The organism is Streptomyces sp. NPDC093801, from assembly GCF_040701585.1.
GTDB lineage: Bacteria > Actinomycetota > Actinomycetes > Streptomycetales > Streptomycetaceae > Streptomyces.
In genome coordinates this window covers 61,127-86,349 of record NZ_JBFBDP010000033.1, presented here as the reverse complement: position 1 = coordinate 86,349, position 25,223 = coordinate 61,127, and the positions used below count along the sequence as shown (strand labels likewise).

Annotated in this window: 31 protein-coding genes and 1 pseudogene; 8 read left to right on the top strand and 24 right to left on the bottom strand. The window is 72.4% G+C overall.

Features of this window, described 5'->3' with window-relative positions:
- Positions 1-41: 41 nt before the first annotated feature.
- Positions 42-593: a GNAT family N-acetyltransferase gene (locus AB0469_RS32100; RefSeq protein WP_366454994.1), complete on the bottom strand. Its 552-nt coding sequence runs from the start codon at positions 591-593 to the stop codon at positions 42-44.
- Positions 594-635: 42 nt separating this feature from the next.
- Positions 636-1,724 carry an exo-alpha-sialidase gene (locus tag AB0469_RS32095; protein WP_366454993.1) on the bottom strand — a complete coding sequence of 363 codons (1,089 nt, stop codon included), beginning with the start codon at positions 1,722-1,724 and terminating at the stop codon, positions 636-638.
- Positions 1,725-1,948: 224 nt separating this feature from the next.
- Between AB0469_RS32095 and AB0469_RS32090 the strand changes: the two genes are divergently transcribed.
- Together AB0469_RS32090 and AB0469_RS32085 are read left to right on the top strand one after the other, a co-directional pair.
- Positions 1,949-3,049, top strand: a complete 1,101-nt coding sequence (locus AB0469_RS32090; RefSeq protein ID WP_366454992.1) for an NADH:flavin oxidoreductase/NADH oxidase — start codon at positions 1,949-1,951, stop codon at positions 3,047-3,049.
- A 123-nt stretch (positions 3,050-3,172) separates the two neighbouring features.
- Entirely contained in the window at positions 3,173-3,538 is a 366-nt protein-coding gene (locus tag AB0469_RS32085; protein ID WP_366454991.1) for a helix-turn-helix domain-containing protein, read from the top strand.
- 73 nt (positions 3,539-3,611) lie between these two features.
- Here the strand turns inward: AB0469_RS32085 and AB0469_RS32080 are convergent, their stop codons facing one another.
- Both AB0469_RS32080 and AB0469_RS32075 read right to left on the bottom strand, forming a co-directional pair.
- Positions 3,612-4,970: an FAD-dependent oxidoreductase gene (locus tag AB0469_RS32080; protein ID WP_366454990.1), complete on the bottom strand. Its 1,359-nt coding sequence runs from the start codon at positions 4,968-4,970 to the stop codon at positions 3,612-3,614.
- Between the two features lie 54 nt (positions 4,971-5,024).
- Positions 5,025-5,681 carry a DUF305 domain-containing protein gene (locus AB0469_RS32075; RefSeq protein ID WP_366454989.1) on the bottom strand — a complete coding sequence of 219 codons (657 nt, stop codon included), beginning with the start codon at positions 5,679-5,681 and terminating at the stop codon, positions 5,025-5,027.
- A gap of 77 nt (positions 5,682-5,758) precedes the next feature.
- Here AB0469_RS32075 and AB0469_RS32070 point away from each other — a divergent pair, with 77 nt between their 5' ends.
- On the top strand, positions 5,759-7,243 hold the full coding sequence (locus tag AB0469_RS32070; protein WP_366454988.1) for a hypothetical protein: 1,485 nt from the start codon (positions 5,759-5,761) through the stop codon (positions 7,241-7,243).
- Positions 7,244-7,249: 6 nt separating this feature from the next.
- Here the strand turns inward: AB0469_RS32070 and AB0469_RS32065 are convergent, their stop codons facing one another.
- The 3 genes from AB0469_RS32065 to AB0469_RS32055 all read right to left on the bottom strand — a co-directional run bounded on the left by AB0469_RS32065 (position 7,250) and on the right by AB0469_RS32055 (position 9,585).
- Positions 7,250-7,873 carry a helix-turn-helix domain-containing protein gene (locus tag AB0469_RS32065; RefSeq protein ID WP_366454987.1) on the bottom strand — a complete coding sequence of 208 codons (624 nt, stop codon included), beginning with the start codon at positions 7,871-7,873 and terminating at the stop codon, positions 7,250-7,252.
- Positions 7,874-7,989: 116 nt separating this feature from the next.
- Positions 7,990-8,925, bottom strand: a complete 936-nt coding sequence (locus tag AB0469_RS32060) for a M56 family metallopeptidase (protein ID WP_366454986.1) — start codon at positions 8,923-8,925, stop codon at positions 7,990-7,992.
- A 102-nt stretch (positions 8,926-9,027) separates the two neighbouring features.
- The gene (locus AB0469_RS32055; protein WP_366454985.1) at positions 9,028-9,585 is read right to left on the bottom strand and encodes a DUF5134 domain-containing protein; all 558 of its coding nucleotides are present in this window, start codon (positions 9,583-9,585) and stop codon (positions 9,028-9,030) included.
- Between the two features lie 142 nt (positions 9,586-9,727).
- Here AB0469_RS32055 and AB0469_RS32050 point away from each other — a divergent pair, with 142 nt between their 5' ends.
- Positions 9,728-10,267: a GNAT family N-acetyltransferase gene (locus AB0469_RS32050; RefSeq protein WP_366454984.1), complete on the top strand. Its 540-nt coding sequence runs from the start codon at positions 9,728-9,730 to the stop codon at positions 10,265-10,267.
- Between the two features lie 70 nt (positions 10,268-10,337).
- On the opposite strand, the gene AB0469_RS32045 is transcribed toward AB0469_RS32050, so the two are convergent.
- Both AB0469_RS32045 and AB0469_RS32040 read right to left on the bottom strand, forming a co-directional pair.
- Positions 10,338-11,030, bottom strand: coding sequence for a glycerophosphodiester phosphodiesterase family protein (locus AB0469_RS32045; RefSeq protein ID WP_366454983.1), 693 nt, complete (start codon positions 11,028-11,030; stop codon positions 10,338-10,340).
- A 191-nt stretch (positions 11,031-11,221) separates the two neighbouring features.
- Positions 11,222-11,860: a PadR family transcriptional regulator gene (locus AB0469_RS32040; protein WP_366454982.1), complete on the bottom strand. Its 639-nt coding sequence runs from the start codon at positions 11,858-11,860 to the stop codon at positions 11,222-11,224.
- Positions 11,861-11,909: 49 nt separating this feature from the next.
- Between AB0469_RS32040 and AB0469_RS32035 the strand changes: the two are divergent.
- Positions 11,910-12,131: pseudogene (locus AB0469_RS32035) on the top strand (LLM class flavin-dependent oxidoreductase); the annotation flags it as partial.
- 28 nt (positions 12,132-12,159) lie between these two features.
- Here AB0469_RS32035 and AB0469_RS32030 read toward each other — a convergent pair.
- Positions 12,160-12,366 (bottom strand): hypothetical protein, encoded by a 207-nt coding sequence (locus tag AB0469_RS32030; protein ID WP_366454981.1) that lies wholly within the window; start codon positions 12,364-12,366, stop codon positions 12,160-12,162.
- 163 nt (positions 12,367-12,529) lie between these two features.
- Here AB0469_RS32030 and AB0469_RS32025 point away from each other — a divergent pair, with 163 nt between their 5' ends.
- Complete coding sequence (locus AB0469_RS32025) at positions 12,530-12,766, top strand: helix-turn-helix transcriptional regulator (RefSeq protein WP_366454980.1); 237 nt, start codon at positions 12,530-12,532, stop codon at positions 12,764-12,766.
- Between the two features lie 53 nt (positions 12,767-12,819).
- On the opposite strand, the gene AB0469_RS32020 is transcribed toward AB0469_RS32025, so the two are convergent.
- Entirely contained in the window at positions 12,820-13,050 is a 231-nt protein-coding gene (locus AB0469_RS32020; RefSeq protein WP_366454979.1) for a hypothetical protein, read from the bottom strand.
- Between the two features lie 135 nt (positions 13,051-13,185).
- Here AB0469_RS32020 and AB0469_RS32015 point away from each other — a divergent pair, with 135 nt between their 5' ends.
- Positions 13,186-14,157 (top strand): LuxR C-terminal-related transcriptional regulator, encoded by a 972-nt coding sequence (locus AB0469_RS32015; protein ID WP_366454978.1) that lies wholly within the window; start codon positions 13,186-13,188, stop codon positions 14,155-14,157.
- 45 nt (positions 14,158-14,202) lie between these two features.
- Here AB0469_RS32015 and AB0469_RS32010 read toward each other — a convergent pair whose 3' ends face one another.
- From AB0469_RS32010 to AB0469_RS31985, 6 genes are all read right to left on the bottom strand, one after another.
- Positions 14,203-14,838: a class I SAM-dependent methyltransferase gene (locus AB0469_RS32010; protein ID WP_366454977.1), complete on the bottom strand. Its 636-nt coding sequence runs from the start codon at positions 14,836-14,838 to the stop codon at positions 14,203-14,205.
- Positions 14,839-15,070: 232 nt separating this feature from the next.
- Positions 15,071-15,580, bottom strand: a complete 510-nt coding sequence (locus AB0469_RS32005) for a hypothetical protein (protein WP_366454976.1) — start codon at positions 15,578-15,580, stop codon at positions 15,071-15,073.
- 247 nt (positions 15,581-15,827) lie between these two features.
- Positions 15,828-16,250, bottom strand: a complete 423-nt coding sequence (locus AB0469_RS32000) for a hypothetical protein (protein ID WP_366454975.1) — start codon at positions 16,248-16,250, stop codon at positions 15,828-15,830.
- A complete protein-coding gene (locus AB0469_RS31995) occupies positions 16,247-16,453 on the bottom strand; it encodes a hypothetical protein (RefSeq protein WP_366454974.1) in 207 nt (68 codons plus the stop codon). Before AB0469_RS31995 ends, AB0469_RS32000 begins: the two co-directional genes overlap by 4 nt.
- A complete protein-coding gene (locus AB0469_RS31990) occupies positions 16,446-16,604 on the bottom strand; it encodes a hypothetical protein (RefSeq protein ID WP_366454973.1) in 159 nt (52 codons plus the stop codon). Before AB0469_RS31990 ends, AB0469_RS31995 begins: the two co-directional genes overlap by 8 nt.
- Positions 16,605-16,687: 83 nt before the next feature.
- Complete coding sequence (locus AB0469_RS31985) at positions 16,688-17,863, bottom strand: helix-turn-helix transcriptional regulator (RefSeq protein ID WP_366454972.1); 1,176 nt, start codon at positions 17,861-17,863, stop codon at positions 16,688-16,690.
- A 93-nt stretch (positions 17,864-17,956) separates the two neighbouring features.
- Here AB0469_RS31985 and AB0469_RS31980 point away from each other — a divergent pair, with 93 nt between their 5' ends.
- A complete protein-coding gene (locus AB0469_RS31980) occupies positions 17,957-18,490 on the top strand; it encodes a flavoprotein (protein WP_366454971.1) in 534 nt (177 codons plus the stop codon).
- A gap of 62 nt (positions 18,491-18,552) precedes the next feature.
- Here AB0469_RS31980 and AB0469_RS31975 read toward each other — a convergent pair whose 3' ends face one another.
- The 7 genes from AB0469_RS31975 to AB0469_RS31945 all read right to left on the bottom strand — a co-directional run bounded on the left by AB0469_RS31975 (position 18,553) and on the right by AB0469_RS31945 (position 25,219).
- The gene (locus tag AB0469_RS31975; protein WP_366454970.1) at positions 18,553-20,139 is read right to left on the bottom strand and encodes a hypothetical protein; all 1,587 of its coding nucleotides are present in this window, start codon (positions 20,137-20,139) and stop codon (positions 18,553-18,555) included.
- Positions 20,140-20,148: 9 nt separating this feature from the next.
- A complete protein-coding gene (locus tag AB0469_RS31970) occupies positions 20,149-20,415 on the bottom strand; it encodes a hypothetical protein (protein ID WP_366454969.1) in 267 nt (88 codons plus the stop codon).
- A gap of 2 nt (positions 20,416-20,417) precedes the next feature.
- Positions 20,418-20,681, bottom strand: coding sequence for a hypothetical protein (locus AB0469_RS31965; protein ID WP_366454968.1), 264 nt, complete (start codon positions 20,679-20,681; stop codon positions 20,418-20,420).
- Positions 20,682-20,701: 20 nt separating this feature from the next.
- On the bottom strand, positions 20,702-21,643 hold the full coding sequence (locus AB0469_RS31960) for a peptidoglycan-binding protein (RefSeq protein ID WP_366454967.1): 942 nt from the start codon (positions 21,641-21,643) through the stop codon (positions 20,702-20,704).
- Positions 21,644-21,708: 65 nt separating this feature from the next.
- Positions 21,709-22,062: a hypothetical protein gene (locus AB0469_RS31955; RefSeq protein WP_366454966.1), complete on the bottom strand. Its 354-nt coding sequence runs from the start codon at positions 22,060-22,062 to the stop codon at positions 21,709-21,711.
- Positions 22,059-22,538, bottom strand: coding sequence for a hypothetical protein (locus AB0469_RS31950; protein WP_366454965.1), 480 nt, complete (start codon positions 22,536-22,538; stop codon positions 22,059-22,061). Before AB0469_RS31950 ends, AB0469_RS31955 begins: the two co-directional genes overlap by 4 nt.
- Positions 22,539-22,552: 14 nt before the next feature.
- The gene (locus tag AB0469_RS31945; protein WP_366454964.1) at positions 22,553-25,219 is read right to left on the bottom strand and encodes a hypothetical protein; all 2,667 of its coding nucleotides are present in this window, start codon (positions 25,217-25,219) and stop codon (positions 22,553-22,555) included.
- Between the last annotated feature and the right edge of the window lie 4 nt (positions 25,220-25,223).

The following is a 25,223-nucleotide window of genomic DNA, read 5'->3' as shown; positions in this document are numbered from 1 at the left end:
GCGAACGGTCATAAGACCGTAACCCCCGCGGGGCATTTTTGTCAGAGGACGAGGCCCATCAGGATCTCGTCCCGGTCGTCGCCGGGCGCGACCCGCAGCGCGCCCGGCCACCGGCCGACCTCAACCCAGCCGAGCCCGCGGTAGAAGTCCTCCAGGCCGAGGCCGCCCCGGACGGCGATGGCCAGCCGTTCCAGGCCCATCTCCTCCCGGGCGACGTCGGGTACCCGGTTCATCAGGGCGGTGGCGATCCCGCGGCCGCGCAGCCGGGGGAGGGTCTGGACGTGGTTGACCGCCCCGCGGTGCGCGACGAGCGGGTGGCGGTCGCGGCGCACGACCAGCCAGCCGGCGAGCGCGCCGCCGACGGTGGCGACGAGCAGCCTGCCGAGGTCGGGGTCGAGGGAGCGGACGAGCCCCTCGACCACGGGGGCCACGTGGGAGCGGCGTACGGGAGGCAGCGGGAATTCGGCGGCGATGACCGCGCCGCCGGAGTTGACCACCGCCTCCCAGCAGTCGACGAGCTCCTCCCGGAGCTCCGGGGTGACCTCCTCGGGCCGGGTCAACTGCCGCAGTTCCGGGGGTTCGTGCGCGCTCATGCCCGCCAGCCTCCCAGACGCGGGCCCCTTCGCGCGGGAGGTTCAGGGCAGTACGGCGGCCCGGACGCAGAGCACGTCGGGGAGGTGGTCGGCCAGCAGCCGCCAGCTGTCGCCGTCGTCGTCGCTGGCGTACAGCTCGCCGTTGCGGTTGCCGAAGTAGACGCCCGCCGGGTCCGCGTCGTCCGTGCACAGGGCGTCGCGCAGCACCGTGCCGTAGTGGTCCCCGTCGGGCAGCCCCTTGGCCAGCGGCTCCCAGGTGGCGCCGGCGTCGCGGGTGCGGAAGACGCGGCAGCGGCGTCCCGCCGGGACCCGGTCGGAGTCGGCGTTCAGCGGGAAGACGTAGGCCGTGTCCGGGCGGTGCGGATGGGCGGCGACGGCGAAGCCGAAGTCGGACGGCAGGCCGGAGCCGATGTCGGTCCACTCGGCGCCCGCGTCGTCGCTGCGGTAGACCCCCCAGTGGTTCTGGAGGTAGAGCCGGTCCGGGTTCCCGGCGTCCTGGGCGATCTTGTGGACGCACTGGCCGAACTCGGGGTCCGGGTCGGGCAGGAACACCGCCGAGACCCCGTGGTTGGAAGGGCTCCAGCTCGCGCCGCCGTCCCGGGTGCGGAACACCCCGGCGGTGGAGACCGCCACCGTCACCGCGGCCGGGTCGGCGGGGTAGGTGATCACGGTGTGCAGCCCCTCGCCGCCGCCGCCCGGCACCCATGCGGAACGGGTCGGGTGCTCCCACAGCGGCCGGACCAGCTCGAAGGACCCGCCCCGGTCGACCGAGCGGAACAGGGCGGCCGGCTCCGTCCCCGCGTAGACCACGTCCGGGGCCTCCGGGCCGGCCGGGTGCAGCTGCCAGACCCGTTCCAGGGAGGCGCCGGTGTCCTTCGGGAACCTCACGGCGGGCGCGGCGGGCTCCTGCCAGGTGGCACCCAGGTCGTCGGAGGTGAAGACGGACGGCCCCCAGTGCGAGCTGTCCCCGCCGACCAGCAGGCGGGCCGCCGGGCCCCGCGCGTCGATGGCGACCGCCGAGACGGCCTGGGCGTTGAAGTGCGGTCCGTCGAGCTCCCAGGGGCCCGCGCCCCGGCGTCGGCCGATGAACAGCCCCTTGCGGGTCCCAGCGAGCAGCAGCACGTCGGTCATGGCCGACACCTCCGGACGTCCTTGTCCTGATACGGCAGGTTTCCCGCCAGTGTGCACCCCCGCACGGACAGGGCCCGCCGAGGCGGGGCCGGAGGCCGTCGCGGGGCACCCCCGAGCCGCTTGTACGGAAAGTCTCGTACTACGAGAAGTTCCGTAGTACGGTATCTCTCGTACTTAGCGCCGCACCGACCCCGGTGCGCGTCCGGTGACATCTGGAGAACCCCATGAGTGCCGCACCCGCTGCCTTCGCCGCCCTTTTCCAGCCCTACACCCTCCGGTCGGTGACCATCCCGAACCGGATCTGGATGGCGCCGATGTGCCAGTACAGCGCCGAGGCCTTCGGCCCGAACGCCGGCGTGGCCCTGGAGTGGCACTTCGCGCACTACGCGGCCCGCGCGACCGGCGGCACCGGCCTGATCATCCAGGAGGCCACCGCCGTCTCCCCGGAGGGCCGGATCAGCCCGCAGGACCTCGGCATCTGGAACGACACCCAGGTCGAGGCCCTCCGCCGGATCACCTCCTTCGTCAAGTCCCAGGGCTCGGTCCCCGGAATCCAGATCGGCCACGCCGGCCGCAAGGCCTCCACCGACCGGCCCTGGAAGGGCGGCGGCCCGGTCGGCGAGGAGGCGCACGGCTGGCGGCCCAGCGCCCCCAGCGCGGTGGCCTTCGACGAGGGCCACCCCGTGCCGCACGCGGTCACCACCGAGGAGATCCACGAGATCACCGGCCAGTTCGCGGCCGCCGCCGGGCGGGCCCTCGCCGCCGGCTACGAGGTCCTGGAGATCCACGGCGCCCACGGCTACCTCATCGGGGAGTTCCTCTCCCCGCACAGCAACCGGCGCACCGACTCCTACGGCGGCTCCTTCGAGAACCGCACCCGCTTCGCCCTGGAGGTCGTGGACGCGGTGCGGGCGGTGTGGCCCGAGGAGCTCCCGCTCTTCTTCCGGATCTCGGCCACCGACTGGCTGGAGGAGGACGGCTGGACCGCCGACGAGACGGTCCGGCTGGCCGCCCTGCTGGAGGAGCACGGCGTGGACCTGCTCGACGTCTCCACCGGCGGACTCGCCCCCCGCGTGAAGATCCCCACCGGTCCCGGGTACCAGGTGCCCTTCGCCGCCCGGGTCAAGGCCGAGACGACCCTCCCGGTCGCGGCGGTCGGCCTGATCACGGAGCCCGAGCAGGCCGAGAAGATCCTGGCCAACGGCGAGGCCGACGCCGTCCTCCTCGGCCGGGAGCTGCTGCGCGACCCGTTCTGGGCCCGCCGCGCGGCGGCCGGACTGGGCGCGGAGCTCCCGGTCCCCGGCCAGTACCGGCGCGCCTGGTGAACGAGGGGCGGCGCGGGGCGCACCCGCTCCCCGGCGCCGCCCCGGCCCGTTCGTACGAAGGTTCTCGTACGATGGGACCGGGCCCCGAGGCCCCGGCCGGAACCCGGAGGAGTGGAGCAGGACATGACGGAACGTGACGCGCCCCGTGCCCTCGCCCACCCCGAGGCGGACGAGATCCGCCTGGAGGGGGTGCTCCATGCCCTCTCCGACCCGCTGCGGCTCTCCATCGTCCGCGAGCTCGCGGACCGGGAGGTCGAGCTGGCCTGCTCGGACTTCGTCCTTCCGGTCACCAAGTCCACGACGACGCACCACTTCCGCGTCCTGCGCGAGAGCGGCGTCGTCCGCCAGACCTACCGCGGCACGGCGAAGATGAACGGCCTCCGCCGCCAGGACCTCCAGTCCCTCTTCCCCGGCCTCCTCGACACCCTCCTGACGGCGGCTGCCGCCCAGGAAGCCAGGCTGGGCGAGCGCCGGACGGAGACCTCCTGACCGCGACCGTCCGAGCGGTGCGGCAGGGGCGCGGCGGTGGTCGTGGCCGTTGGGCGGCGCGGCGGGTCCGGCCCTACGCCAGACCCGCCGCCGCGCGGAGGCCCGGCCAGTCGGGGATCTTGACCGAGCGCCGGCCCAGGGAGCGGCCCAGTTCCGCCTCGGCCGCCTCGATCGACAGCCAGCCCGGCCATTCCACCGGGCGCAGGCCCGCCGCGCGGAGCGCGTCCAGGGGATCGCCGCAGAGGTCGCGGCGGGCCAGGGCGCCCGCGTCCTGGAGCAGGGAGGAGACCGTCTCCTTGGCGCAGGGGCGGTTGGTGCCGATCACCCCCGTCGGGCCGCGCTTGATCCAGCCCGCCACGTACTCGCCGACCGAGGCGCGCCCGGCGCGGACCACCCGGCCCGCCGCGTGCGGCACGGTGCCGGTGGCCGGGTCGAAGGGCAGGCCGGGCAGGGGGACACCCAGGTAGCCGACCGAGCGGAGCACCAGCTGGGCCTCCACGTCCTCGTGGGCGCCCGTCCCGGTCACCCCGCCCCGGCCGTCCGGCGCGGTCCGCTCGAAGCGCATCCCGCGGACCCGGCCGTCCGGGCCGCCCAGCACCTCCACCGGGCGCAGGTAGAAGCGCAGGGAGACCTCCCGTTCCCGGTCCCCGCCGGGCTCCGGGCCCCCGGCCCAGCCCCGGAGCACCTCCAGGTTGCGCCGGGCCGCCGCGGGCAGGGCCGCCGCCGCGGCCGGGTCGGCGTACGCCGGGTCGAGGGCCAGCTCGGCGGGGTCCGTGCGGGTGCCCACCCCGGGCAGGGTGCCCAGCTCCCGGAGCTCCTTGGTGGTGAACTTCGCCTGTGAGGGGCCGCGCCGGGCCACCATCGCCACCGTCCGCACCCCGCTGTCCGCCAGCGCCCCCAGCGCGGGCTGGGGCATGTCGGTGGGCTCCAGCTCCGGTACGCCCCGGGCGAGGATCCGGGTCACGTCCACCGCGACGTTGCCCGCCCCGACGACCACGGCCGAGCGGACCCCGCCCAGGTCGAAGGAGCCCGCGTCGGGGTGCCCGCTGTACCAGGACACGAAGGCCGTCGCGGAGTGCACCCCGGCCAGCTCCTCGCCCGGGATCCCGAGCGTGCGGTCCCGCGCCGCGCCCACGCAGTACACCACCGCGTGGTACAGCTCCAGCATCCGGGCGGTGGTCAGCGGTCCGTCGCCGACCTCCACGTTCCCGAGGAACCGGATCCGCTCGTCCTCCAACACGGAGCGCAGGTTTCCGGTCAGGGACTTGATCTTCTCGTGGTCGGGGGCCACCCCGTACCGTACGAGGCCGTACGGAGCCGGCAGCCGGTCCAGCACGTCGACCCGTACGCCCGGGACCTCACGTTGCTCGACCAGTGTCTGGGCGGCGTAGACCCCGCTGGGGCCCGAGCCGACGACGGCGACACGAAGCACGGCGGAACTCCCTCCCGCAGGTGCTCCCCAGGATGCCACCGGCCCCGGCGCCCGTCAGCCCATCGCGCGCATCCGGTGGATCTCGGCGCTCTGGACGGCCACCACCTCGTTCGCCATCTCCTCGACGGCGCCGTTGTTCCCTTGGGCCAGCGCCTCGCCGGCCATCGTCACCGCCCCCTGGTGGTGGGCGGTCATCAGGGAGAGGAAGAGCCGGTCGAAGGCGGCGCCACGGGCCTGCGCCAGCTCGCGCAGCTGCTGCTCCGTGGCCATGCCGGGCATCGCGCCGTGGTCGTGGCCGCCGGGGTCGCCGGCCGGCGCGGGGTGGCGGGCCTGCCACTTCTCCATGGCCCCGATCTCGGGCCCCTGCGCGGCCGCGATGCGCTCGGCCAGCCTCCTGACCCCGTCGGCCGAGGCCCGGTCGGGGGCCAGGGCGCTCATCGCCAGGGCCTGCCGGTGGTGTTCGATCATGCGCCGCACATAGGCCCGGTCGGCGGCGTTGGGGCTGTCGTCGGGCCGCTGCCGGGCGGCCTGTTCGGGGGTGAGGGTCCGGGAGTCCTCTCCCGGCCGGCCCGGTGCGACCACCACCGGTGAGCCGTCGGCGGCCCCCCGCGGGGCACCGCCGCCGCCGGTGCAGCCGGCAAGGGGGAGGAGGAGTGAGGCGGCCAGCGCCGCCCCCAGGAATCGGCCGAGTAACGCGTTTGCCATGTCCATGGAAAGGAAGATACTGCCGGGGTCCAGGTTCCGCTCCCCACCCGGGAACGGAGCGCAGGGCCCCCACGGGAGGCACAGTGACCTTGCTGCACACCGTCAGAGTGCGCCACCGGAGTCTGGGGGCGGCCCTGGCGGCCGCCGGACTCCTCACTACGCTCCTCGCCGCCGGACCGGCGGCCGCCAGCCCCGACCCCGGCGACTCGTCCCCGGGCGCGGGCTCCCGGCGGAGCGCGGACCTCGCGCCGGGCCGCGAACTCGCCCCGGGGGAGATCCCCGGCCAGGACGAGGTCGTGCACAGCGCCAACGTCAGACCCCTGGCCAACATCCCCAACGCCGACCTCAAGGGCATCAACTCCGACCTGGCGTTCCAGGGCGACTACGCCTACGCCGGCAACTACGACGGCTTCACGATCTACGACATCGCCGACCCCAAGGCCCCGAAGATCGTCACCCAGGTCCTCTGCCCCGGCGGCCAGAACGACGTCTCGGTCTCGGGCGACCTGCTCTTCCTCTCCACGGACTCCTCGCGCAGCGACGACTCCTGCAACAGCGTCTCGCAGCCCGCCACGGAGAAGTCCTCCTGGGAGGGCATCAAGATCTTCGACATCAAGGACAAGAAGAACCCCAAGTACATCAAGTCCGTCGAGACGGCCTGCGGATCGCACACCCACACGCTGGTGCCGGGCGGCCGCGACATCTACCTCTACGTCTCCTCCTACTCGCCCAGCGAGGCCTTCCCCGACTGCCAGCCCCCGCACGACGGCATCTCCGTGGTCAAGGTCCCCAGGAAGGCCCCGACCCGGGCGGCCGTCGTCGGCTTCCCGGTGCTCTTCCCGGACGGCGGCAACCCCGGAGCGCCCGCCAACCCCGGGGTCTCCAAGACCACCGGCTGCCACGACATCACCGTGCTGCCCTCCGAGGACCTGGCCGCCGGCGCCTGCATGGGCGACGGGATCCTCTTCGACATCAGCGACCCGGAGCAGCCGCGGGTCATCGACCGGGTCCAGGACAACGTGAACTTCGCGTTCTGGCACTCGGCGACCTTCAACGAGAGCGCGGACAAGGTGGTGTTCACCGACGAGCTGGGCGGCGGCGGCGCCGCCACCTGCAACGAGGCCACCGGCCCCAACCGCGGCGCCGACGGGATCTACGACATCACCGGCCGCGGCGACCAGCGCAAACTCGTCTTCCGGGGCTACTTCAAGATCCCGCGCCACCAGGCCGACACCGAGAACTGCGTGGCCCACAACGGCTCGCTGGTCCCGGTCGGCGACGGCCGCGACATCATGGTCCAGGCCTGGTACCAGGGCGGGGTCTCGGTGTGGGACTTCACCGACTCCACCGCCCCCAAGGAGATCGGCTACTTCGAGCGCGGCCCGCTGACCACCGACAAACTGGGCCTCGGCGGCTCCTGGTCGGCGTACTACTACAACGGGCACGTCTACTCGAACGACATCGTCAAGGGCCTGGACGTGCTCAGGCTCGACGACCGGCGCACCGACAGCGCCAAACGGGTCCGGATGGACCGGCTCAACGTCCAGAGCCAGCCCGAGTACCACTGACCGGACTCACGGAGGGAACGTTCCGCCGGGCGGCCCCCCGTCCGGCGGGAACCCCCGCTCCCACTCCAGCCCGTACCGCTGGAACAGCTCCGCCCGCAGCCGGGAGGCCGGCATCGGCGCCCCCGGCAGCAGGACCGCCACCACCGCACCCATCAGCAGCGCGCGCAGCATCGGGTAGTCGGTGTCCACGTCCGCCGAGCCGTACCGCACGACCGTGTCCCGGAGCAGCTCCGCCAGCCGCTGCTGCTCCGGGCAGCGGATGAAGCCCTCCGCCTGGAGGATCCCGGCCATGTGGGTGCGCATCAGCCGGGGCTGGTCGCGGGCCAGGCCCAGGACGGCGTCGACCGCCCGGGCCAGCCGCTCCCGGCCGTCGTCCGTGCGCGGCTCGTGCTCCAGGGCCTCCTCCAGGGTCAGGTGCATCAGCCGGTGCACCGCCGACTGGAGCAGCTGCCGCTTGCCGGGGAAGTAGTACGAGACGAGGCCGCGGGCCGCGCCCGCCCGGTCGGCGATGTCGCCGAGCGTGGTGGCTTCGTAGCCGCGCTCGGCCACCAGTTCGACCGTGGCCTGCAGCAGCCGCTCCCGGGAACGTCTGCGCAATTCTTCATTGACCGATGCGCTGCGCGGGGACATGCTTACTCCTGCGTTGACTGGCTTCGAGCCAATATACTCAGCGCGAAGCCGTCTGCCCGGGGCGACGCGGGGGATCGCCCCGGGCAGGCACGCCCGGGAGCCGGGCCCGGGGCGGCCTACGCCAGCGCCCTGAGCCCCGGTACGAACGCCACCGCCAGCGGTACCGCCGGCAGCAGCGTGGCCAGTGCCGTGAGCCGCAGCCGGCGTCCGGCGGACAGCCGGGGCGTGGCCGACAGGAGGCGCCGTACCCGCTCGGGCACGTGCGCCTGGGCCGAGGCGGGGCCGAAGACGCCCCGGTCCTCGTTCAGTCCGACCAGAGCCAGCGCGATCGTCAGCCGCCCGTAGCGGCGCGAGGCCACGTCGTCGGCGGCCAGCTCCACCAGCCGGTCCATCTCCGCCTCGAACGCCGCGAACACCGGCACCTGCGGGAACCCCCGCGACAGGGCCCGCGAGCAGTGCAGCAGCCAGTCGTGCCGGGCGGCCACGTGCCCCTGCTCGTGCGCCAGCACCGCGTCCAGCTGGCTCCCCTTGAGCCGGCCGAGCGCGGCCGTCGTCACCACCAGGCGCGGCGCCGGCCCGGCCTGCCACCAGGCCTCCGGACGCGGGCCCTCCAGCACCACCAGCCGCGCCGCCGCCGGGTCCTCGCCGGGCAGCAGCGGGGCCCGCAGCCGCAGTTCGGCCCCCCGGGCACGCCGCCGGGCCCGCGCCCGCAGCACCTCCCGCGTCAGCATCGCCCCGGTCCACAGCCCTCCGCAGGCCAGTGCCAGGGCGGTGGCCGCGGCCCAGCGGCCGCCCCCGGGGCCCAGCCCGTACGCGTCCACCACCCCGTGCGGGGCCGCCGCGAACAGCCGCCCCCGTACGGCCTGCCAGGCGGCGGCCGCGCTCAGCAGCATCGACAGCCCCAGGCACAGCAGCGTCGCGCCCACCACGCACTGCCACACCCACAGCGCGACCACGGGTTCCCGATCGGGCCAGGCGGCGCGGGCCAGCAGGCGCGGCGCGAGGAACGCGGTCAGGGCGCCGAGGAGCAGAAGGGCGGCGGGGACCATCATGTCCGCCAGCCTATGAGCGCCGGGCTACCTACGGGTACGGGCCGGGGGGATTGGTGACGCAGGACACGTTCCGGCCCGCGCGGACCTCCGCCCGACGGGCCGTCACATGCTCAGCAGCATCGCCAACATCCCTATCCCCATGGCCAGTCGGCAGGCCCGGACGAGCTCCCCGGCCCCGCCGCCCCCCGTGCCCCCGGGGCCGGCCGCGGCGGACGGCGCGGCGCCGGCGGTCACCAGCCGGGCCCCGCCCAGCAGTACGTAGCCGGAGTAGTAGAGGAGCAGCGCCCCCGTCACCAGGGGGAGCCCCGCCCGGCCGTGCCCGTGCCCGGCGGTCGCCGACAGCGCCATGTACGCCATCGCCAGCGTGCCCACCAGGTGGTGTGCGTGGTGGCTCCCGCCGCGCAGCAGCCACAGCGCGTGCACCGAGGCCCCGCAGCAGACCGCGAGGAGGATCTGCGGCCCCCACGGCCCGGCGCCGGAGGGCACGGCCATCGCCGCCATCCCGAAGCCCATCACCGCCTCCCCGGCCGCCATGCCGCGGGCCCGGCGGTCCGCTCTGCGCGCCCGCAGCAGGCAGTACGCACCGCTGACGGCGCAGAGCAGGACCAGCAGCCAGGCGGAGGCGGAGGAGGCGGAGAGGGGCGTCGCGGATCCGTGCACGGCGGAACCTCCCGGTTCGTCGGCGTCACGGGAAGGGATGCCCTGCTCACACCCCCTTCACGCGGGACCGGGATAGGCTCTCTGCGACCCCGGCGGCATGTCATATGCCGCTGCTCTGCCGCCGTACCGAACGGAGCGCCCGATGTCCACCGCCCAGCCCGCCGCCCTGAGCTTCCGCAGCGCCGTGGAGGAGGACGTGCCCGCCCTGGTGGCCCTCGTCGAGTCCGCCTACCGCGGGGACGCCAGCCGGGCCGGCTGGACGACCGAGGCCGACTACCTGGACGGCCAGCGCACCGACCCGAGTGGGGTCGGCGCGATCATCGCGGACCCGGACAGCACGCTCCTCGTCGTCGAGCGCGGGGACGAGCTCGTCGCCTGCTGCCAGCTCGAACACCGGGGCGACCACGCCTACTTCGGCATGTTCGCCGTACGGCCCGGGCTCCAGGGCGCCGGCCTCGGCAAGGAGGTCATGGCCGAGGCCGAGCGCCGCGCCCGGGAGGACTGGAAGGTCGCCGAGATGCGGATGACCGTGGTCAACGTGCGGGAGGAGCTCATCGCCTACTACGTGCGGCGCGGCTACCGGCGCACCGGCGAGCTGAGCCCCTTCCCCTACGGGGACGAGCGCTTCGGCATCCCGCTCCGCGACGACCTGGCCTTCGAGCTGCTGGTCAAGGCGCTCTGACGGCCGGGGCGCCCCGGAGGCCGGGACCCCGCCACGACGGCGGGCACGGCCCCGGCGGTACGGAGGAGGCTCAGGCCGTGAACCGGCCGGTGCTGCGGATCTCCGGGAAGTCGGTCGCCGCGCCGTCCAGTTGGAGGGCGCGCGCCAGCCGGAGCCGGTCCAGGGTGTTGACCGACCAGCCGGTCACCCGCAGCCCGGCCGCGTGCGCCGCCTCCACCGCCTCCAGGCTGAGCCGGCGGATGTCCACCGCGACGGTCGCGGCCCCCGCCGCCCGGGCCGCCGCCACCAGCTCCCCGGCGTCCGCGCCGGGCCGCTCCACGTGCAGCGCGGTACGGACCCCGGGGGCCCGCCGGGCGACCTCGCCGAGCAGCTCCGCATCGCCCGAGGCCACCTCCATCCGGGCGGTGAGGTCCTCGCGCGCGAGCAGCTCCACGAGGGCCGCGGCGGCGGCAGGATCCTGGACCGACACCTGGAGCGGGATCCGGACGGCGTCCAGCACCTCCTCCAGGACCGGCACCCGTTCGCCCAGGCCGGCATCCAGTTCGCGCAGCTCGGCGAGGGTCAGGTCGGTGACGGCGCCCGCGCCGTCCGTGGTGCGGTCCACCTCGGCGTCGTGCAGGACGACGAGGGCGCCGTCCTTGCTGAGGCGAACGTCCAGCGCGATGGCGTCCATCCCGCAGCGTTCCGCCCGGATGAACGACCGCAGGGTGTTCTCCGGTTCCACACCCATGACCCCGCGGTGACCGATGGTGAGGAAAGTCAAGGTTCTCTCGCTTCCGTCGACGGCGGCTCCCGGCGCGGTCGCGGTGTCCCGACCGGCCGCGCCCGGTGAGGACGCATGCTAGTGCGCACCGCGCGCGTTGGGACCGGGCGTGCAGGGGGCTCGCGGAAGCCGTCCACCCGCTTCCCGCCGGGGCCGTGAGCCCCGCGGCGGGCCCGGGGCGCCCCGCCGCGTCACCCGGGGGTGGGCGCGTCCCCGTCGGCTTGACGTTCCGCCCGCCCGGGGTGCGCCCCCGCACGCCGGCCGGCCTCCGCGAGGTCCTCCAGCAGGGCCCCGCCCAGCTCCAGCTCGGCCAGGTGCTGGCGCTCGCTCCAGCGCAGGGCGAGGGCGGGGAAGGCCCACTCCGGCACGTCCGCCGCGTGCGCCATGGCCTCGCGCACGGCGGCCAGTTCGCCCCGGGTGCGCTCCAGGTGGTCCGCCACCATCGCGCGCAGCCGCTCCGGCTCCGACAGGTGTCCGAGCCAGATCCGCAGCAGCAGCCCGTGCTTGAGCACGGGCGGTCCTGCCTCGGCGGTGTCCGCCGCCCAGCCCGCGAGGGCCTCGCGGCCGGCGTCCGTGATGGCGTAGCGGCGCTTGGCGCGGGCCTCCTCCGGCCCCGAGCGCGCGGAGGAGGCGTACCCGAGCTCCTCCAGCCGCCGCAGTTCGGCGTAGATCTGGCTGATGGCGGGCGACCAGTAGAAGAAGCGGAGGGAGGAGTCCGCCCACTTCTTGAGCTCGTACCCGGTCCGCTCGCCGGGGAAGGACAGCAGGCCCAGAACCGCCCACGCGGTCGGCGGCAGGTCTTGCTTGTTGGCGATATGACTACTAGTCATATTTCTAATCGAAGCAAGACCGGGCACGGGACGCATCTCTGGAGGCATCGTGAAATTCTCCGTGATCTTCGAGGCTCAGCTGGCCGACCCCACCGTGGAGCGGGAGCACCAGGTCATCCGCGACTGCGTCGAGCAGGCGGTCTTCGCCGAACGCATGGGATTCGACCGGATCTGGGCCGTCGAGCACCACTCGCTGAAGTGGTACGCCCACATGAGCGCACCCGAAAAATTTCTAGTGCGCATAGGTTCGAATCGGCGGTCTCCCCGGCTCCAGGGGTGCGGGGGTGTGGGTCGTGAGTCTACTGGGTCGCCTCGTTCAGCAGCCGCAGGGCATCGTCAAGGGCGCTCCGCAGTCGTTCGATCATGAGGATGGACGCCGCGCCGTCGAGGGCCGCGAGGTCGGCGATGCGTGATGAGGCGAGCGCGCGCGAGGCGGCGTCGGCCCGGGCCCGCTGCGTGAGGGACAGGGGGGCGCGGGGTGGTTCGGGGTCCGGCTCGTCGTGCACTTGGTATCACCTTGGATCGTCGTGCGGTCGGTCTGTCAGCAGCACAACTTGTTGAAGCGGCTGACGCAACAGGTTTCGGTCGTCTGGCCGGTATGTGTGTGAGATCGTTAGATTTACCTGCCCAGGTAAAGACAACGGCGCAAGATCATCACAACGTGTACAGGTGTCGAAAGATCCGCCCCCGGCCTGGGTCCTGGCCCGCCGTCGGGCGATCGGCGCGCGTGTACGCGATGCTCGGACAGTCGCCGGCCTCACTCAGGAAGCGCTGGCCCAGCGTGTGGGGATCGACCTCAAAACCGTGCACCGGATCGAGTACGCGATTTCGGACCCCAGCCTGACCGTCCTGCTCCTGATCGCTGCGGCACTCGGCGTGTCGCTGGCCGAGCTGGTACGCGAATAGCCCCGGTCGAATGCGGAGTGCGACCGGGGCTCTGATTCGGCGTTACTCGATCATTACCCCCATCCAACGTCGCTGGTGGTAGCGGTCGGGGTCGGCTGAGGGGTCGCGCCCGGCGCGGATCCCCATCCGACGTCGATCTGTCGCACGTCGCCGCTGACGCTGGGCTCAGGGTCGGCGGACGCGAGCGTCGCGGTGCCGATGAGTGCCGAGGCGGTCAGGAGCGCGGTGGCCGTGACCTGGAAGATCTTTCGCATACCGGTCCTTTCGGTGATGCCGTGGAACATATCGAACACCTCTCCGCAGCGCTACGGGTAGATGTAGCGTGCCACCAGCACATGCCGCGATCCAAGAGATTGACTCCTTCGGGAATCCGAACTTCGGGATCCCGCACACGGCAAATAGGGGGATAGGTGTGCACAGTGACGGACTCTCAGGACCCGCACGACCTCACGACCGAAGACCAGGCCCACTACAAGGCGCTGGCCGCAGGCGAGCACCTGCCGGCCGAGACTGACCTCAGCCGCCTCGCCAGTCTCGGGCTGGTCGATGACGACCCGTACGACGAGGGCTCCCACATCGCCACGGACCCGCGGGCCGCGATTCAGCGGCTCCTGGAGGCCGAGCACGCCCAGCTGACGGCCAGCCTGGAACGCCTGGCCGCCATCCCCGTCCTGGAGGGCCTAGCGCCCGCCTACGAACACAGTCGCCGATTCGACCACATGGGCAGCGAATTCCTCCCCACCCCGAGCCTCATGAACGATCGAATCGGCACCATCACGGGCAAAGCCGCCGTCGAGCTCCTCGCCGCTCAGCCTGCCCTCCCCGCGGACCGGGACCCGGCGATCCGGAAGCTGGGCAATGACCGGTCCCTGGCGGCGCTGGAGCGCGGCGCAACCCTGCGGCTGCTGTACCGGTCCACGGCGGCGGCCGACCGGGCCACGCAGGCATACGTGGCCGCGCTGATCGATGCGGGTGGAGAAGTGCGGGCGGTCGCTGGCCGATTCCCGCGAATGATCATCGTGGACCAGAAGAGCCTGTTCGTCGACGACCACGTCACCCGCAGACCCGATGCCCACAGCGGCTGGCACGTCGCAGACCGGAGCTCCGTGATGTGGGCCCGGAATGTCTTCGACATCTACTGGGAGAACGCCATGCCGTGGGCTCAGGCCGTGGCCGTGGCCGATGAGGTCGTACTGACCGATCGGCAGATGGACATCCTGGAGCAGCTCCACGCAGGCGAATCCCAGGACGGTGCAGGCCGGCGGCTCGGGATCAGCGACAGGTTGGTGAATCGTGGCCTTGCGGAGGCCCGAGAGCGGCTCGGCCTCCGAAGCACCTTCCAGCTGATGATCTGGTACGGGCGGTGGCTGGAGCGGACCGCGCAGCAGTGAGCGGCCCCCGACCGGGAACGGCGCCAGCGGCGTATCCCGTCCGGCCTAGCCCCAGCTGCGGAGTACGACGGTCGGTGCTGCCGTGCTTCGGTGAGGCGGGTGGATGGTACAGACGGACGGGGTCAGGAACTCGTGGTCGGTGAGCAAGTTGGCCCACTGGTACGCCTCCCCCTCCCAGCGGAGCACCGTGCCCGGGCCGGAGCGCGAAGCTGTTGGGCCGTGGGTCTCGAACCGTCCCCCCGGGGCGAGGTGCGCCAGCACAAGCACTCCGCCGGGCTTCAAGCGGGCGCGGACGGCGGGGAGGAGCACGTCCGGGTCCGTGAACCAGTGCGCTCCGAAGACGGAGTACACGGCGTCGTACTCGGCCGCGGTGTGGCGCAGGAAGTGGACGGCGTCAGCCTGGTGGAGCTCCAGCGCCGGCCCCCACCGGGCGCGACCGCCCGCTATCTGCACGGCGGAGATGTCGACGCCGACGGCATGTACGTCCAGCGCGGCCAGGGCGGCGAGACGGTTGCCCTTGCCGCACCCGAGCTCCAGGACGCTGGCGCCGGGGTCGACGTCGAGTAGCTCGGCGCCCGGGCCATGTCCGGGGTGGACGGTCCAGCTGAACGGAGGCGGGGGGCCCTGGCGGCCGGCGGGAGTGAGGCGGGCGTAGTTGTCCCAGCTGGACTCGGTGGTCATGTAGGGGACTCCGCAGGGGAAAGGGGCCCGGCCGCACGAGGCGGCCGGGCCGGGGTCGCGGTCAGTCGTGAGACGGCGGCTGCATGATGAATCCGCGCGCCGGGGGTTCCTCCGGGTCGCGGGATGTCGGCTGCTGCGTTTCACGCCAGACGTCGACGAGCTCGGCGTACCGAGGGTCTGTCCACTCCTGCATGAGTCCTCCCATCGGAGTGGAGCGTAGCGGTCAGGCGGGCTACTCGCTGGGCGGCGGCGGGTCCGGGAGGCACTGCGGGGTGGGCATCGGCTGGATGGGCCCGCAGTTCGGCGCGTGCTGGCAGGACGCGGCCACCTCGACGATCCCGTTGTCCGGGCCACGCCACAGCTCCCGGTCCACCGGGAAGCCGGCCCGCTCGATCGCGGCCATGGTGCGGTCGATGAACGCGGGGTCGTAGCGGCCGGAGTCCGGGGGCTCGGGGTAGTGGTGGACGAAGCCGCCGAGGCGCTCGCACAGGCCGTCGTAGATGGCGGTGTGCAGGATGAGGGCGTGCCAGCCCTCGTCGACGACGCGCGACGGCGCGATGCCGCGCTCCGTGCCGCTGGCCGCGACGGCGACGAACTTGAGACCCTCGACGACGACTCGTTCGGCCATCGTCCAGCCCATGTCGGGGTTGTCCTTGGCGACGGTCGCGGTGACGGCCATGAAGTCATCGGGGTCGAGGAGCCCCCGGGCGTCGCGGACGCCCGGTTCGAGCATCAGGGTCATGGTGCCTCCTGTCTGTGCGGGTGTCGGAGGGGTGGGGGCCTTGCTGCTGCACGGAGGGGGCGGGGCCGGAGTGGACATGCGTCTCCCTTGGTCGTGTGCCATGGGTGGTGGTGTGGGCCCTGCGGGCCGGGACACAGCCCCCCCCGCGGAGCGAGGTCGGCTGGAGGGGGCTGTGCGCCGGCGCGCAGGGATGAGCCTGTCGAACGCCGGAACGGAGCGTGGTCGGTTCTGAGGCGGGCTGAGGCGCTTACGGCTCGGGCTTGGCAAGCGGGCACGGTGGGACAGGTGTCTCCCACGCGTAGAGCTCGGCTGGCCTGGAGGGTGGGCGCGGCCGCGGGCACGCCGCGAGAACCCGCACGACGACCCGATCGTGCCGGTCGACGTAGTGAGCCCACGGCGTCTGATCCTGCTGACGGTGGAGGTACTGGCGGGTGTACAGCGTTGCGTGGACGTACCCGTGAGCGCCCTCCGACCAGGGTGGATACGCGGCGAGTTGCTGCTGCATCCAGGTGGCCGCTTCCTCGGGCTCCAGCAGCGTGGCCACGATCTCCGCGGCTGGCCGCTTCAGCCAGTCGTCCGGATCGAGTGACCACTCCTCATCGTCCGGGGTGACGCCGGGTGGGCTGGTGTAGGCGTAGGCGTGCCAGTGGGGCCCAGTCTGGAGGTTCACGCGGGCTCGATGTTCTCGACGGCGGTGCTGAACTCGCGGCCGGATTTGTTCCGGATGTAGGCCAAGTCCACCCATCGCTCGATGCCGGTGTCCGAAACGTTCTCGGTGATGACGGCCATCAGCGTGCCCTCGACCCCGGACGGAATGTCACGGACCCGCTGTCGAAGCAGGTGGTGAGGTTGGTACTCGTACCGCTCACGCATCGGCCACCTCCGCCTCGGTGCGGAGGAAGCGCTGCCAGCCGGCCAATGCCCGGTCGAGGAGGTCCGCGCTGGGCAAGGCCAGCTCTGCGGTGTCGGCGTCCGAGCCATCGGGGGTGTCGAGGCTCAGCACGCTGCGGGTCGGGCTCATCACGAGGGGCTCCCTACCGTCGTCAGCGGGTGGAGACACCAGCGTGACGGCCCCGGCAGGGAGGAATGCTCACAGATTTGTGAGTGCTACAGCCCGACCCAACGGGCCATCCCGCCCAAGCTGTCCGGCGCCCGGCGAGACAGGTGCACCAGCCCCCGAATCGTGGCCCGGGTCCCGGGTAGGTGCCGGGTCTGCTCGGGCGCTACCTTTCGCGCCTCGGCAAGGAACTTGAGAGACCCCTTCGCGGAGCCGGCCTCCATCTCGACGAGCGCGCGGTCAACGAGGTAGCGGGCCCGGCGGGAGGTCAGCGTCGACTCCGGAAGCTGGATCGTGCGGGCCCGGCCGAGAGCCGTGTCGAAGTCGTTCATCGTGATCGCGGCACCCAGCTCGTGCAACCTGACATTGACCTGGCCGAAGGACAGCCAGTGCACGTCACCAGCCTCGCCGCCGACTCGATCAGCCATTTCCCGCGCCGCAGCAAGGTGAGTCTCCACTGCGGTGGCATCCTCGTTCTTCGCGGCCACCGTCGCGAGGCCGAGGTGCAGCTGCCCGGTCACAGCGAGGGCCTCGCGGCTCGTCTCCCCCGCGAGGAGCGCCTGCCCGGAGGTGATGAGCGGCGCCGAGGTGGCGCACCGCCACAGGATCGCCCGCTTGTACCGCTGCACGGCCTCGATGCACGGATCCGATGCGCGGCCCGCAGCCCAGCCCATGCGGTCCAGGGCGACGCGCGCGAGGTCTGGGTAGTCGAGCTTCAGCGCGACGTCGTGGGCGGTCCGGTAGGCGGAGGCCAGGCCTCGCCACGCATCGGTGGTCGGAGCTGTCCAGACCGTGTGCGTTAGCTCGACGATCAGCGCGGGCAGGGCCTTCGCGGCTGCGCGGAGGTGGGTGGCCCGGACCTGCTGGCACAGGGTGTCCGCCTCGGCGATCAGGTCCGATGTGGGGCGGACTTGGGTGAGGTCGGGGTTCGGGCCGAGGTCGAAGCGATCAAGGGCTTCCCGGATCGGGGCGACCAGGGCGAGCAGCCGGTCGGCGGGGAGTGCGGTCACTGCGGGGGGTCCTGTCAGCTTGGACGAGTCCACCCGCAGTGCGTGGGCCACAGCTGCCACGAAGCCAGGAGTCGCGGGGCGCGCTCCGCACTCGACCTGGTTTAGGAGGCTGAGGCTGTACGGGATCCGGTCGGCCAACTCGCGTTGTGTCAGGCGGGCGAGGCGCCGTTGTTCCCGGATCCGGGAACCGGTGTGGTCATCGTCAGGTAGAGGCATACTGGTCTCCGTCCAAGACTCGTCATCATGGACGGTACCGTCGATCGCCCCCGACTCCACCCGGATCGGGGGCGGTTGCGTAGGGTCAGGATCATGACGACGAGGACTCTGTACCTGCTCTGCTCGGCGGCACCGCCCGTCTTCGAAATCGCCAGTGTGGTTGAGGATGCGCAGGCTCGCGGCTGGGATGTGTGCCTCGGGCTGACGCCGACGGCCGCCGAGTGGCTGGAGGACAACATCGACGGGCTGGCCGCTCTGACCGGGCACCCGGTGCGCTCCCGGTACAAGCGGCCCGGCCACCCGGACGTGTGGCCGCCAGCGGACGCGGTCCTCGTGGCTCCGGCGACAATGAACACCATCAACTCGTGGGCGCTCGGAATCACCGGCACGTGGCTGGTCGGGTTCGTCTCGGAGGCCATCGGCAAGGGGATCCCGCTCACGGCGATGCCGTGCGTGAACAGCGCCTACACCCAGCACCCGCAGTTTCCGCTGTCCCTGGAGACGCTGCGCGAGGCCGGAGTCCGGGTGCTGTTCGGCCTGGACGGGTTCGAGCCGAACGCCCCTGGCGAGAAGAAGCCTTACCCCTGGGGTGCTGCGCTGAATGCGGTCGACGAGCACCGCCAGTAGATGGCTGGCCTGGACGCGCAAAATCGCCCCCTCCCGCCCGTAGGCGAGAGGGGGCATGTCGTTCAGGAGACGCCGTACCACTGGCTGGCCCAACCCGTGTTGATGATGGAGGTCGACTGCGAGGCCAGCGTCAGCGAAGCCGGCAGCGACGTCTGTCCGGTGAGCATGTTCGAGTAGCGCAGGCTCGGCGCCGTGAGCCCCGCGTTCACTGAGATGCCCGCGCCGCTCGACTTGAAGGTGAGGCTGTTCGTGGCCCAGGTGCCGTTCAGCAGCATCGCGATGTAGTAGAAACCCGGGGCCGCCATGAACGGCGTGGCCAGCGGCAGCGCCTTCGCCGTCGCCCCCGACATGAGCAAGGACGAGATGTCTGCGGTGACGCCGCGAAGCGTGCCCGTGGTGTCGTACACCCCGAGGTAGCAGTTCGACAGGACCGCCGCCGCGTCGACCCCCGCCAGCCCAATCCAGATGGAGGACCACGTGATCGTGTTCCGAATCGGGATCCGCACCAGCGTGACCCGCCCGGCGACGCCGGCGGACGACTGGGCGGTGACGTGCCCGGCCATCGCCGGATCGTAGGTCCACGCCAACAGGTTCTGTTCGCTGGGCTGGTCGGTGATGCCGTCGCCCGGGGTACTGCTGTCCGTGATCAGGCCGACCGTGGAGAGGCCGGAGAGGAGGCTGGCCAGGGCCGAGCCGTCGCTCCGGGATCCGGTGACGGTCCGCCGGGTGACCGGGCTCGCGCCGTAGAGACCGATGGTGTTCGCGGCGCCGTCGAGGACGTGCCGCGTCGTCCCGTACAGGGCGTCGACGTGCTCGACCTTGCCCGCGATCTGGAGGTTCTGCGCGTCCGCGGACAGACGCAGGTAGGAGCGCTGTGTCCCGTCGAAGTTGGGCCCCGACCAGTTGGAGACGATCAGGTCTGAGCCGGTCGCCTCCAGATCGAGGCTGGCTCCGCCGCGCCGCAGCCGGTATCCCCGCCCGGTGCCGCTGATCGCGAGGTCTGCGCCGGAGATGGTGACCCCGCCGGTGAAGGTCGCCCCGGCCAGCGGGGCGAGCGCGGCGAGGGCGGATGCCAGGCCCATGACCTGTGCCTGGGTGAGGGTGACCGGGTCCGACCCGGCGGCCGCGTGCGAGGCTGCGTGCGCGGTCGGCGTCCTCGCGTTGGTCGTCGTCGGGTCGGTACTGCGCAGTGCGACCGCGGCGCCGGCGCCCGCCGCGCCAAGCGGCGGTTGCGGCCCCTGCGGGCCGACGTCGCCAGTGTCGCCCTTCGGACCCTGCGCCCCGGCCGCGCCCCGCACGTAGCCGGGCAACCCCGGATCCGCGACGACCAGCGAGAGGACCGAGACGGGACTGCCGTCGCCCTTCGGCAACTCGAACACGCGCCGGCGTACGGGCACGCCCGCGATGGACTCCTCCAGCTCGTAGTAGCGGCCGACGCTCGGCTCGATCCCCGGCTCATCGGTGGGGACCAGGGCCACGGACCAGGCCCCGGCCACAACCGGAACGGGATGGTCGGGGGCGACGAGCAGCTGGCCGCCGGCCTCGTCGGTCCAGCGGCGAGGCAGTGCGCGGAGGACCACTGTGGCGATCTGCCCGGCGCCAGTGAAGAGATCGGCAACGCTGCCGGTCACGGTGCGCCTGCTCGGCATGGTGGCCTCCTACCTGGCGACGAGGGCGATCGCGCCCGTGATCGCCCCGCCAAGGCCGGCGAGGACTCCGATGGTGGGAAGCGGCCAGCGGGCCCGCTCCAGCCCGCGGAGCCTGGTCTCGTGGTCGTCGACGTCCTTGCGGAGGTCGCCGGTGGTGTCCAAGATCCCGTCCAGCTTGTTCTCGATCCGGGACACCGTCTCGGACAGCCCCCTCACCTCCTGGTACATCTGGCCCGTACTGATGTAGATGCCGGCGGGCTCGGGGGCTGTCGTCACGGCTACACCCCCCGGGCGGTGGACGCGCTGTTGGGGTCGCCGACGAGACGGGCAGCGAGGCCCTTGAGGAACGTGCCCGCAGCGATGAGGCCAGCCGTGCCCACGGACTGCCAGAACGAGCCGTGGAGCATGTCGGCCGGGCCGGACGCGACGAGGAGGCCGCCGGTGGCCGCGGCGAACGTCCAGACGGTGCGCTCGGCAACGTCCTTGGCGTAGGTCTTGCCGGTCTTGACGATGACGTCGACGGGCGGGAACGAGTTGGTCATGTGGTTCTCCTTGGTGGGGGTCAGACGTTGGGGACCTGGAGCCGAGCCCAGGACGTAGGGCCGGGGATGCCGTCGGCGTCGGAGCCGGAGTAGCCGAGATGACGCTGCCACGCGGCGTAGCTGGCCTTATCCCCGGAGCCCCAGACGTCGAGGTTCGTGTTGGTCTGGTAGCGGTTGCAGCCGACGGCGACGAGCCGGGCGTGCATCGCGGCGATGATCGGCGAGCGCCGGCCCGTCACGAACCACCCGGCGCCGGGGAACGGCTCGTAGGCGGGGGCGGGGGGCTGCGTGCCCCCGCCACCGGCCCCCGCGGAGCCCCCGGAGGCCAGCTCCCTGGCGTACTGGACGACCAGGTCCATCCGCATGTTGCCGGGGTCGCCGTGGTCGTTCCCGTCGGGCACGTGCTGGTGGCCGCAGTGCCCCCTGAACGAGGCCCACTCGTCCAGCGTCATCCGCTGGCCGTTGCTGCTGCCGTAGCTGTCCGGGTAGGGCAGCCACGGCCGCGTGGTCAGGACGAGGGGAACGCCGTGCTCTGTGTACAGCCAGGCGATGTACCGGGCGTACTCCCGCAGCGCCCAGTCCGGGGCCTCGGGCCAGTAGATGTAGTCCACGCCGGCGCGCAGGCTGCCCCAGCTGGTGCGCCGCTTCGGGTCGCAGGAGCCGACCAGTTCGACCTGGTGGCAGTTGTTGCGGTTGGTCCGGACCGTGGTGGCGGAGGAGTCGACGAGGGCGCGTGCGCTCATGTCCGCGGGGAAGTGGGCGTAGGCCCGGAGTCTCTGGTTCGGGATGTCCGGCAGCAGCGTGGTGTTGGGCGCCATGGCGCCGTCGTCGTAGTCGGGGAGGGTGGTGCCCTCGGTGGTGTGGGTGACGCAGCAGTTGATCTCCTGCATCAGACCCTCGTAGGTACCGTCATACCGGTAGGCGGTCGACGCCCCCGGGTAGAACTGCGCACCAGCGGACATGGGGCCTCCAAGGCATGAAGAACGCCCCGGCCAACTGGCACGGGGCGGTGAGGTTGGCGTACGGGCTACCAGCCCGGCGGCAGCAGCCCGGCGGGCCGCTGCTCCTCGGCGGGGTCGAACGGGAACTCGGGCTCCGCCAGCGGGCAGCCGCACGCGCCGCCGCCCTTCCCGGGGCCGGCGCACGCCGCCTCGTGGACCTGCGAGGCGATCCCCGGCGGCAGCGCATGGGAGGCGCAGGCGTACACCGGCACCGTTGCGTCCGCCCCGGGGGCCGGCGTGTCCTCGTCGAGAACCGCCCCCAACGCCCGCGCGGCCGCGCGCCGGGTCTCCTCGGCCCGCACGATCCGGTCCAGCTCGGCCTCCGTCGGCCGCCGGCGCCACTGCACCACCGCGGCCGCGCCGCACGCGCAGGCGGTCATGACCTGATCCACTCGACGTACATCATCGAGGCGGCCTCGTTCGCGAACGCCGTGGACAGGGCACCGCCGGAGTTCTGACCGCCCGCGACCTCGACGTAGTCGCCGACGGCCAGGGACAGGATGTGACTGACCTCGGAGATCCCGTTCAGCGTGCCCGCAGCCGCCAAGTTCGCGGCCCCTTGGATGAAGGACCCGTTCTTGTGGATGCGGGCCCCCCGGGAGCCGGTGGAGTTGGTGGCGAACGCGGCGCGGCCGGTGATGCGATACCAGCCCGCGTACTGGCAGGTGTAGCGGCTGGTGTTGCTGCTGGTGGAGTGGCCGTTGTTGGGGTCGGTGATCTCGCTGTCGAAGGTGATGACCGCCCATGCCCCGTTGGCCACGGACTGTGTGACGGTCTGCTGAAGGATCGCGATCGGTTTTGCGTCGATCAGCTGGAGGATGGCGGAGGTGATCGTGCCCCCGGCCGGGATCGGCATTGGGCCTCCTCTCTCTACAGGGCGGCGATGGCGGGCTGTGCGAGGGTCACCGCGTCGCCCGCAATGTGGGCGCCGGCGAACCCGTTCACGCCGCGGGTCACGGTCATGGTCTGGGGGCTGCTGCTGCCGGACACGGCGGTGACGGTCATGACCTCGCCGCCGATCTCGATGCTGATCGGCCAGTCCCCGGCGCTGGTGGACCACAGGGGGCCGCTGGTCGTGGCCACGGACAGGCTCGTCGCGGAGGCCGAGACGGGCGAGGCGAGGGTGGAGCCAGACGTCTCCGCCTTGGAGAGGTCGGCGATGGCCACCACCCAGGGGCTCGCGGGGCTGCACACCAGGGACAGCTCCCACGTCTCCGAGCCGATGTGCTCCGTGAGCCCCTCGACGAGCAGGTCCAGCGGCCCGGGCGGCAGATGCGAGGGCAGCCCGGTCACGCGGATGACCGAGCCGACGTCCAGGCGGGTCACGGCGTCGATGTACTGCGGGTATTTGTGCAGGTAGAGCCTGATCTCCGGGTAGCGGGCCTCGTCGACGGTGCCGAGGTGCACCAGCCACTCGGCGATCGGCTGGCACTGGGAGTCATCCGACAGGCTGAGGGTCACCTCGTCGTCGTAGATGCCCACGCCAGTCGGGAATGCCGCGGTGGAGAGAGGGCCGGTGGCCTGCTGCGCACGACCATAACCGCCATCCTGCCGGCGGACGGTGCGGTCGTTGCGGATCCGGGAGTCATCGTCCCGGGGCGGCCCGAACTCCGCCAGATGCCCGTACGGGATGGTCAGGATCGGGTTCTGGGCGTACATGGTGCTGCGCGCGCGGTAGACCAGTCCGAGCCGGTCGCGGTCCTCCAGCAGGATCCCGCCGTCCGCGGCCTCCGCCTCGGCGAGGACGTCGAGCAATTTGCCAGGCCGCTGGTAGCCCAGGGCCTGCTGACCGGCGGTGACGCCCCACACGTCCACCGGCACGGACTCCTCCCGGCACAGGCGGGTAGCCCGGGCGCCGGCGAGCTCTCCATGCCAGGCGAGGTCGTAGTTCTCGTAGCCGTAGACCTGGTTGGAGAAGATCGCGATGTGCCCGATGGAGACCTTCCCATCGAGGGCGGCGAAGTAGTCGGTGGCCACGTTGGTGATCCGACCCATGGTCGTGCCGGTGAGCGTGTTGGAGCCGAGGTTGCCGACGACGGTCAGATCAGGGCCGGAGGGGAGGACCCAGATGACCATCCGGTTCCAGGTCCCGTCGAACAGGCCCGTCATGCTGCTGCTGACCACAAGGGTGGTCGCGCCGGCCCCGTCATCGACGCTCAGGTAGGCGAGGTTGTTCCCGAAATACAACGTCCAGATCTTCCACGGGCTGCCTGTGGTCGTCCACCGCAGCACCGGGCCCGAGGAACTCGGCACCGTCGAGACGCGATACACCAGGTGAACCGTCCACGCCGAGGGCGTGTGCACCGGCACGGGCCCGTTCAAGGATGCGCCCGTCGCCAGAGTCGGCAGGGGATCCGACGCCGGGTTCGTGGCATCGGCCCCCATCCGCAGACCGGAGACGGCCAGCGGCGCCACGCCGGGGATCGGACTGTAGGCGAGGGTGGCGTCACTGCCGTCCTCCAGCGGCCAGTACGCCACCGGGCCCAGGCTCGGCATGCCGCGCGTCAGCGTCGACCGCAGCGGCTTGCGGCCCTGGTTGAGGCGGTGCATGATCCCGGACGCCGTCAGCGGGGCGCGGACGTCGTTGCCGGAGATGTGCCAGCGCGGCGCCCATTCGGACACCTCCGCCACGGCTCGGTAGCGGCGGGACGTGATGACGGCCGTGCCCTCGGTGGCCCACGGCCTGCCGGCGGAGTCGGTGAAGGAGGTCGTGCCACTGGCCAGGCTGGTGAAGGAGGGGTTCGCGACGATCGTGCCGCCGATGCCGTTGCGGACCTGCACGGCGTGGACGAGACGGCCGATGGCCTGTGTGTCGATGTCGGGCATGTCGCCGACCCGCAGCGGCGACGACCCCGCCCAGATGCTCGTCGTCCCGGCCTGGACGATCGGGTCGCCGAGCTGCGCCCAGGTTCCGGAGATGCTGCTGGAGGTGTAGAACGTGACCGTTCTACCGCCCGCGCCGTTGTTGACGTCCAGGGTCGCCCGGATCGCCGCCCGCTCCCCGGGCGCGAACCGCACGGACGCGTTGCTGTCCACCTCCAGAAGGGTGCTGCCGTCCGCCGACCAGCCGAGGCTCAGCGTGCCGTCGTCGTTGACGACCAGGTACCAGCTGGCGTCGGCGTAGGTGTAGCGGCCGCACACCTCCCAGGCCTGGTTGAGGCGGATCCCGGTCCAGGCGACCGGGGTGATCTCGGCACGGACGTCGAGGTCGGTGACGGCGAACGACGCGTGGTTGGCGGTGGCGGCCCGGCCGACCGTCCCGGGGGGGATGGACAGGGCGACGGCCGCCCCGTCCACCGAGTACCGCAGGGGAACGTTGCGGCCGAGGAGCCCGTAGTAGGGGCTGCGCGGGTTGCGTGAGTTGTAGCGGCCGGTCGGGTCGTTGAGGGTGAGGCTGGTCTGGGAGGCGTCGACGCGGGCGCCCTCGGAGCCGCGCCCGCGCCGATGCCGGAGTCCGTCCTCCATGCGGACGGGGGCGGTGACGTTCGTCCACACGCCCCCGATCTGGAGCTCGACCTGGGGGTTGTGCACTCCCACTGTG

What these genes read in the sequence shown, in the direction of transcription:
- AB0469_RS32100 (WP_366454994.1), bottom strand. Translation starts at nt 593, where the DNA reads ATGAGCGCGCACGAACCCCCGGAACTGCGGCAGTTGACCCGGCCCGAG.
- AB0469_RS32095 (WP_366454993.1), bottom strand. Translation starts at nt 1,724, where the DNA reads ATGACCGACGTGCTGCTGCTCGCTGGGACCCGCAAGGGGCTGTTCATC.
- AB0469_RS32090 (WP_366454992.1), top strand. Translation starts at nt 1,949, where the DNA reads ATGAGTGCCGCACCCGCTGCCTTCGCCGCCCTTTTCCAGCCCTACACC.
- AB0469_RS32085 (WP_366454991.1), top strand. Translation starts at nt 3,173, where the DNA reads ATGACGGAACGTGACGCGCCCCGTGCCCTCGCCCACCCCGAGGCGGAC.
- AB0469_RS32075 (WP_366454989.1), bottom strand. Translation starts at nt 5,681, where the DNA reads ATGGACATGGCAAACGCGTTACTCGGCCGATTCCTGGGGGCGGCGCTG.
- AB0469_RS32065 (WP_366454987.1), bottom strand. Translation starts at nt 7,873, where the DNA reads ATGTCCCCGCGCAGCGCATCGGTCAATGAAGAATTGCGCAGACGTTCC.
- AB0469_RS32060 (WP_366454986.1), bottom strand. Translation starts at nt 8,925, where the DNA reads ATGATGGTCCCCGCCGCCCTTCTGCTCCTCGGCGCCCTGACCGCGTTC.
- AB0469_RS32050 (WP_366454984.1), top strand. Translation starts at nt 9,728, where the DNA reads ATGTCCACCGCCCAGCCCGCCGCCCTGAGCTTCCGCAGCGCCGTGGAG.
- AB0469_RS32040 (WP_366454982.1), bottom strand. Translation starts at nt 11,860, where the DNA reads ATGACTAGTAGTCATATCGCCAACAAGCAAGACCTGCCGCCGACCGCG.
- AB0469_RS32020 (WP_366454979.1), bottom strand. Translation starts at nt 13,050, where the DNA reads ATGTTCCACGGCATCACCGAAAGGACCGGTATGCGAAAGATCTTCCAG.
- AB0469_RS32010 (WP_366454977.1), bottom strand. Translation starts at nt 14,838, where the DNA reads ATGACCACCGAGTCCAGCTGGGACAACTACGCCCGCCTCACTCCCGCC.
- AB0469_RS32005 (WP_366454976.1), bottom strand. Translation starts at nt 15,580, where the DNA reads ATGACCCTGATGCTCGAACCGGGCGTCCGCGACGCCCGGGGGCTCCTC.
- AB0469_RS31995 (WP_366454974.1), bottom strand. Translation starts at nt 16,453, where the DNA reads ATGCGTGAGCGGTACGAGTACCAACCTCACCACCTGCTTCGACAGCGG.
- AB0469_RS31985 (WP_366454972.1), bottom strand. Translation starts at nt 17,863, where the DNA reads ATGCCTCTACCTGACGATGACCACACCGGTTCCCGGATCCGGGAACAA.
- AB0469_RS31980 (WP_366454971.1), top strand. Translation starts at nt 17,957, where the DNA reads ATGACGACGAGGACTCTGTACCTGCTCTGCTCGGCGGCACCGCCCGTC.
- AB0469_RS31975 (WP_366454970.1), bottom strand. Translation starts at nt 20,139, where the DNA reads ATGCCGAGCAGGCGCACCGTGACCGGCAGCGTTGCCGATCTCTTCACT.
- AB0469_RS31965 (WP_366454968.1), bottom strand. Translation starts at nt 20,681, where the DNA reads ATGACCAACTCGTTCCCGCCCGTCGACGTCATCGTCAAGACCGGCAAG.
- AB0469_RS31960 (WP_366454967.1), bottom strand. Translation starts at nt 21,643, where the DNA reads ATGTCCGCTGGTGCGCAGTTCTACCCGGGGGCGTCGACCGCCTACCGG.
- AB0469_RS31955 (WP_366454966.1), bottom strand. Translation starts at nt 22,062, where the DNA reads ATGACCGCCTGCGCGTGCGGCGCGGCCGCGGTGGTGCAGTGGCGCCGG.
- AB0469_RS31950 (WP_366454965.1), bottom strand. Translation starts at nt 22,538, where the DNA reads ATGCCGATCCCGGCCGGGGGCACGATCACCTCCGCCATCCTCCAGCTG.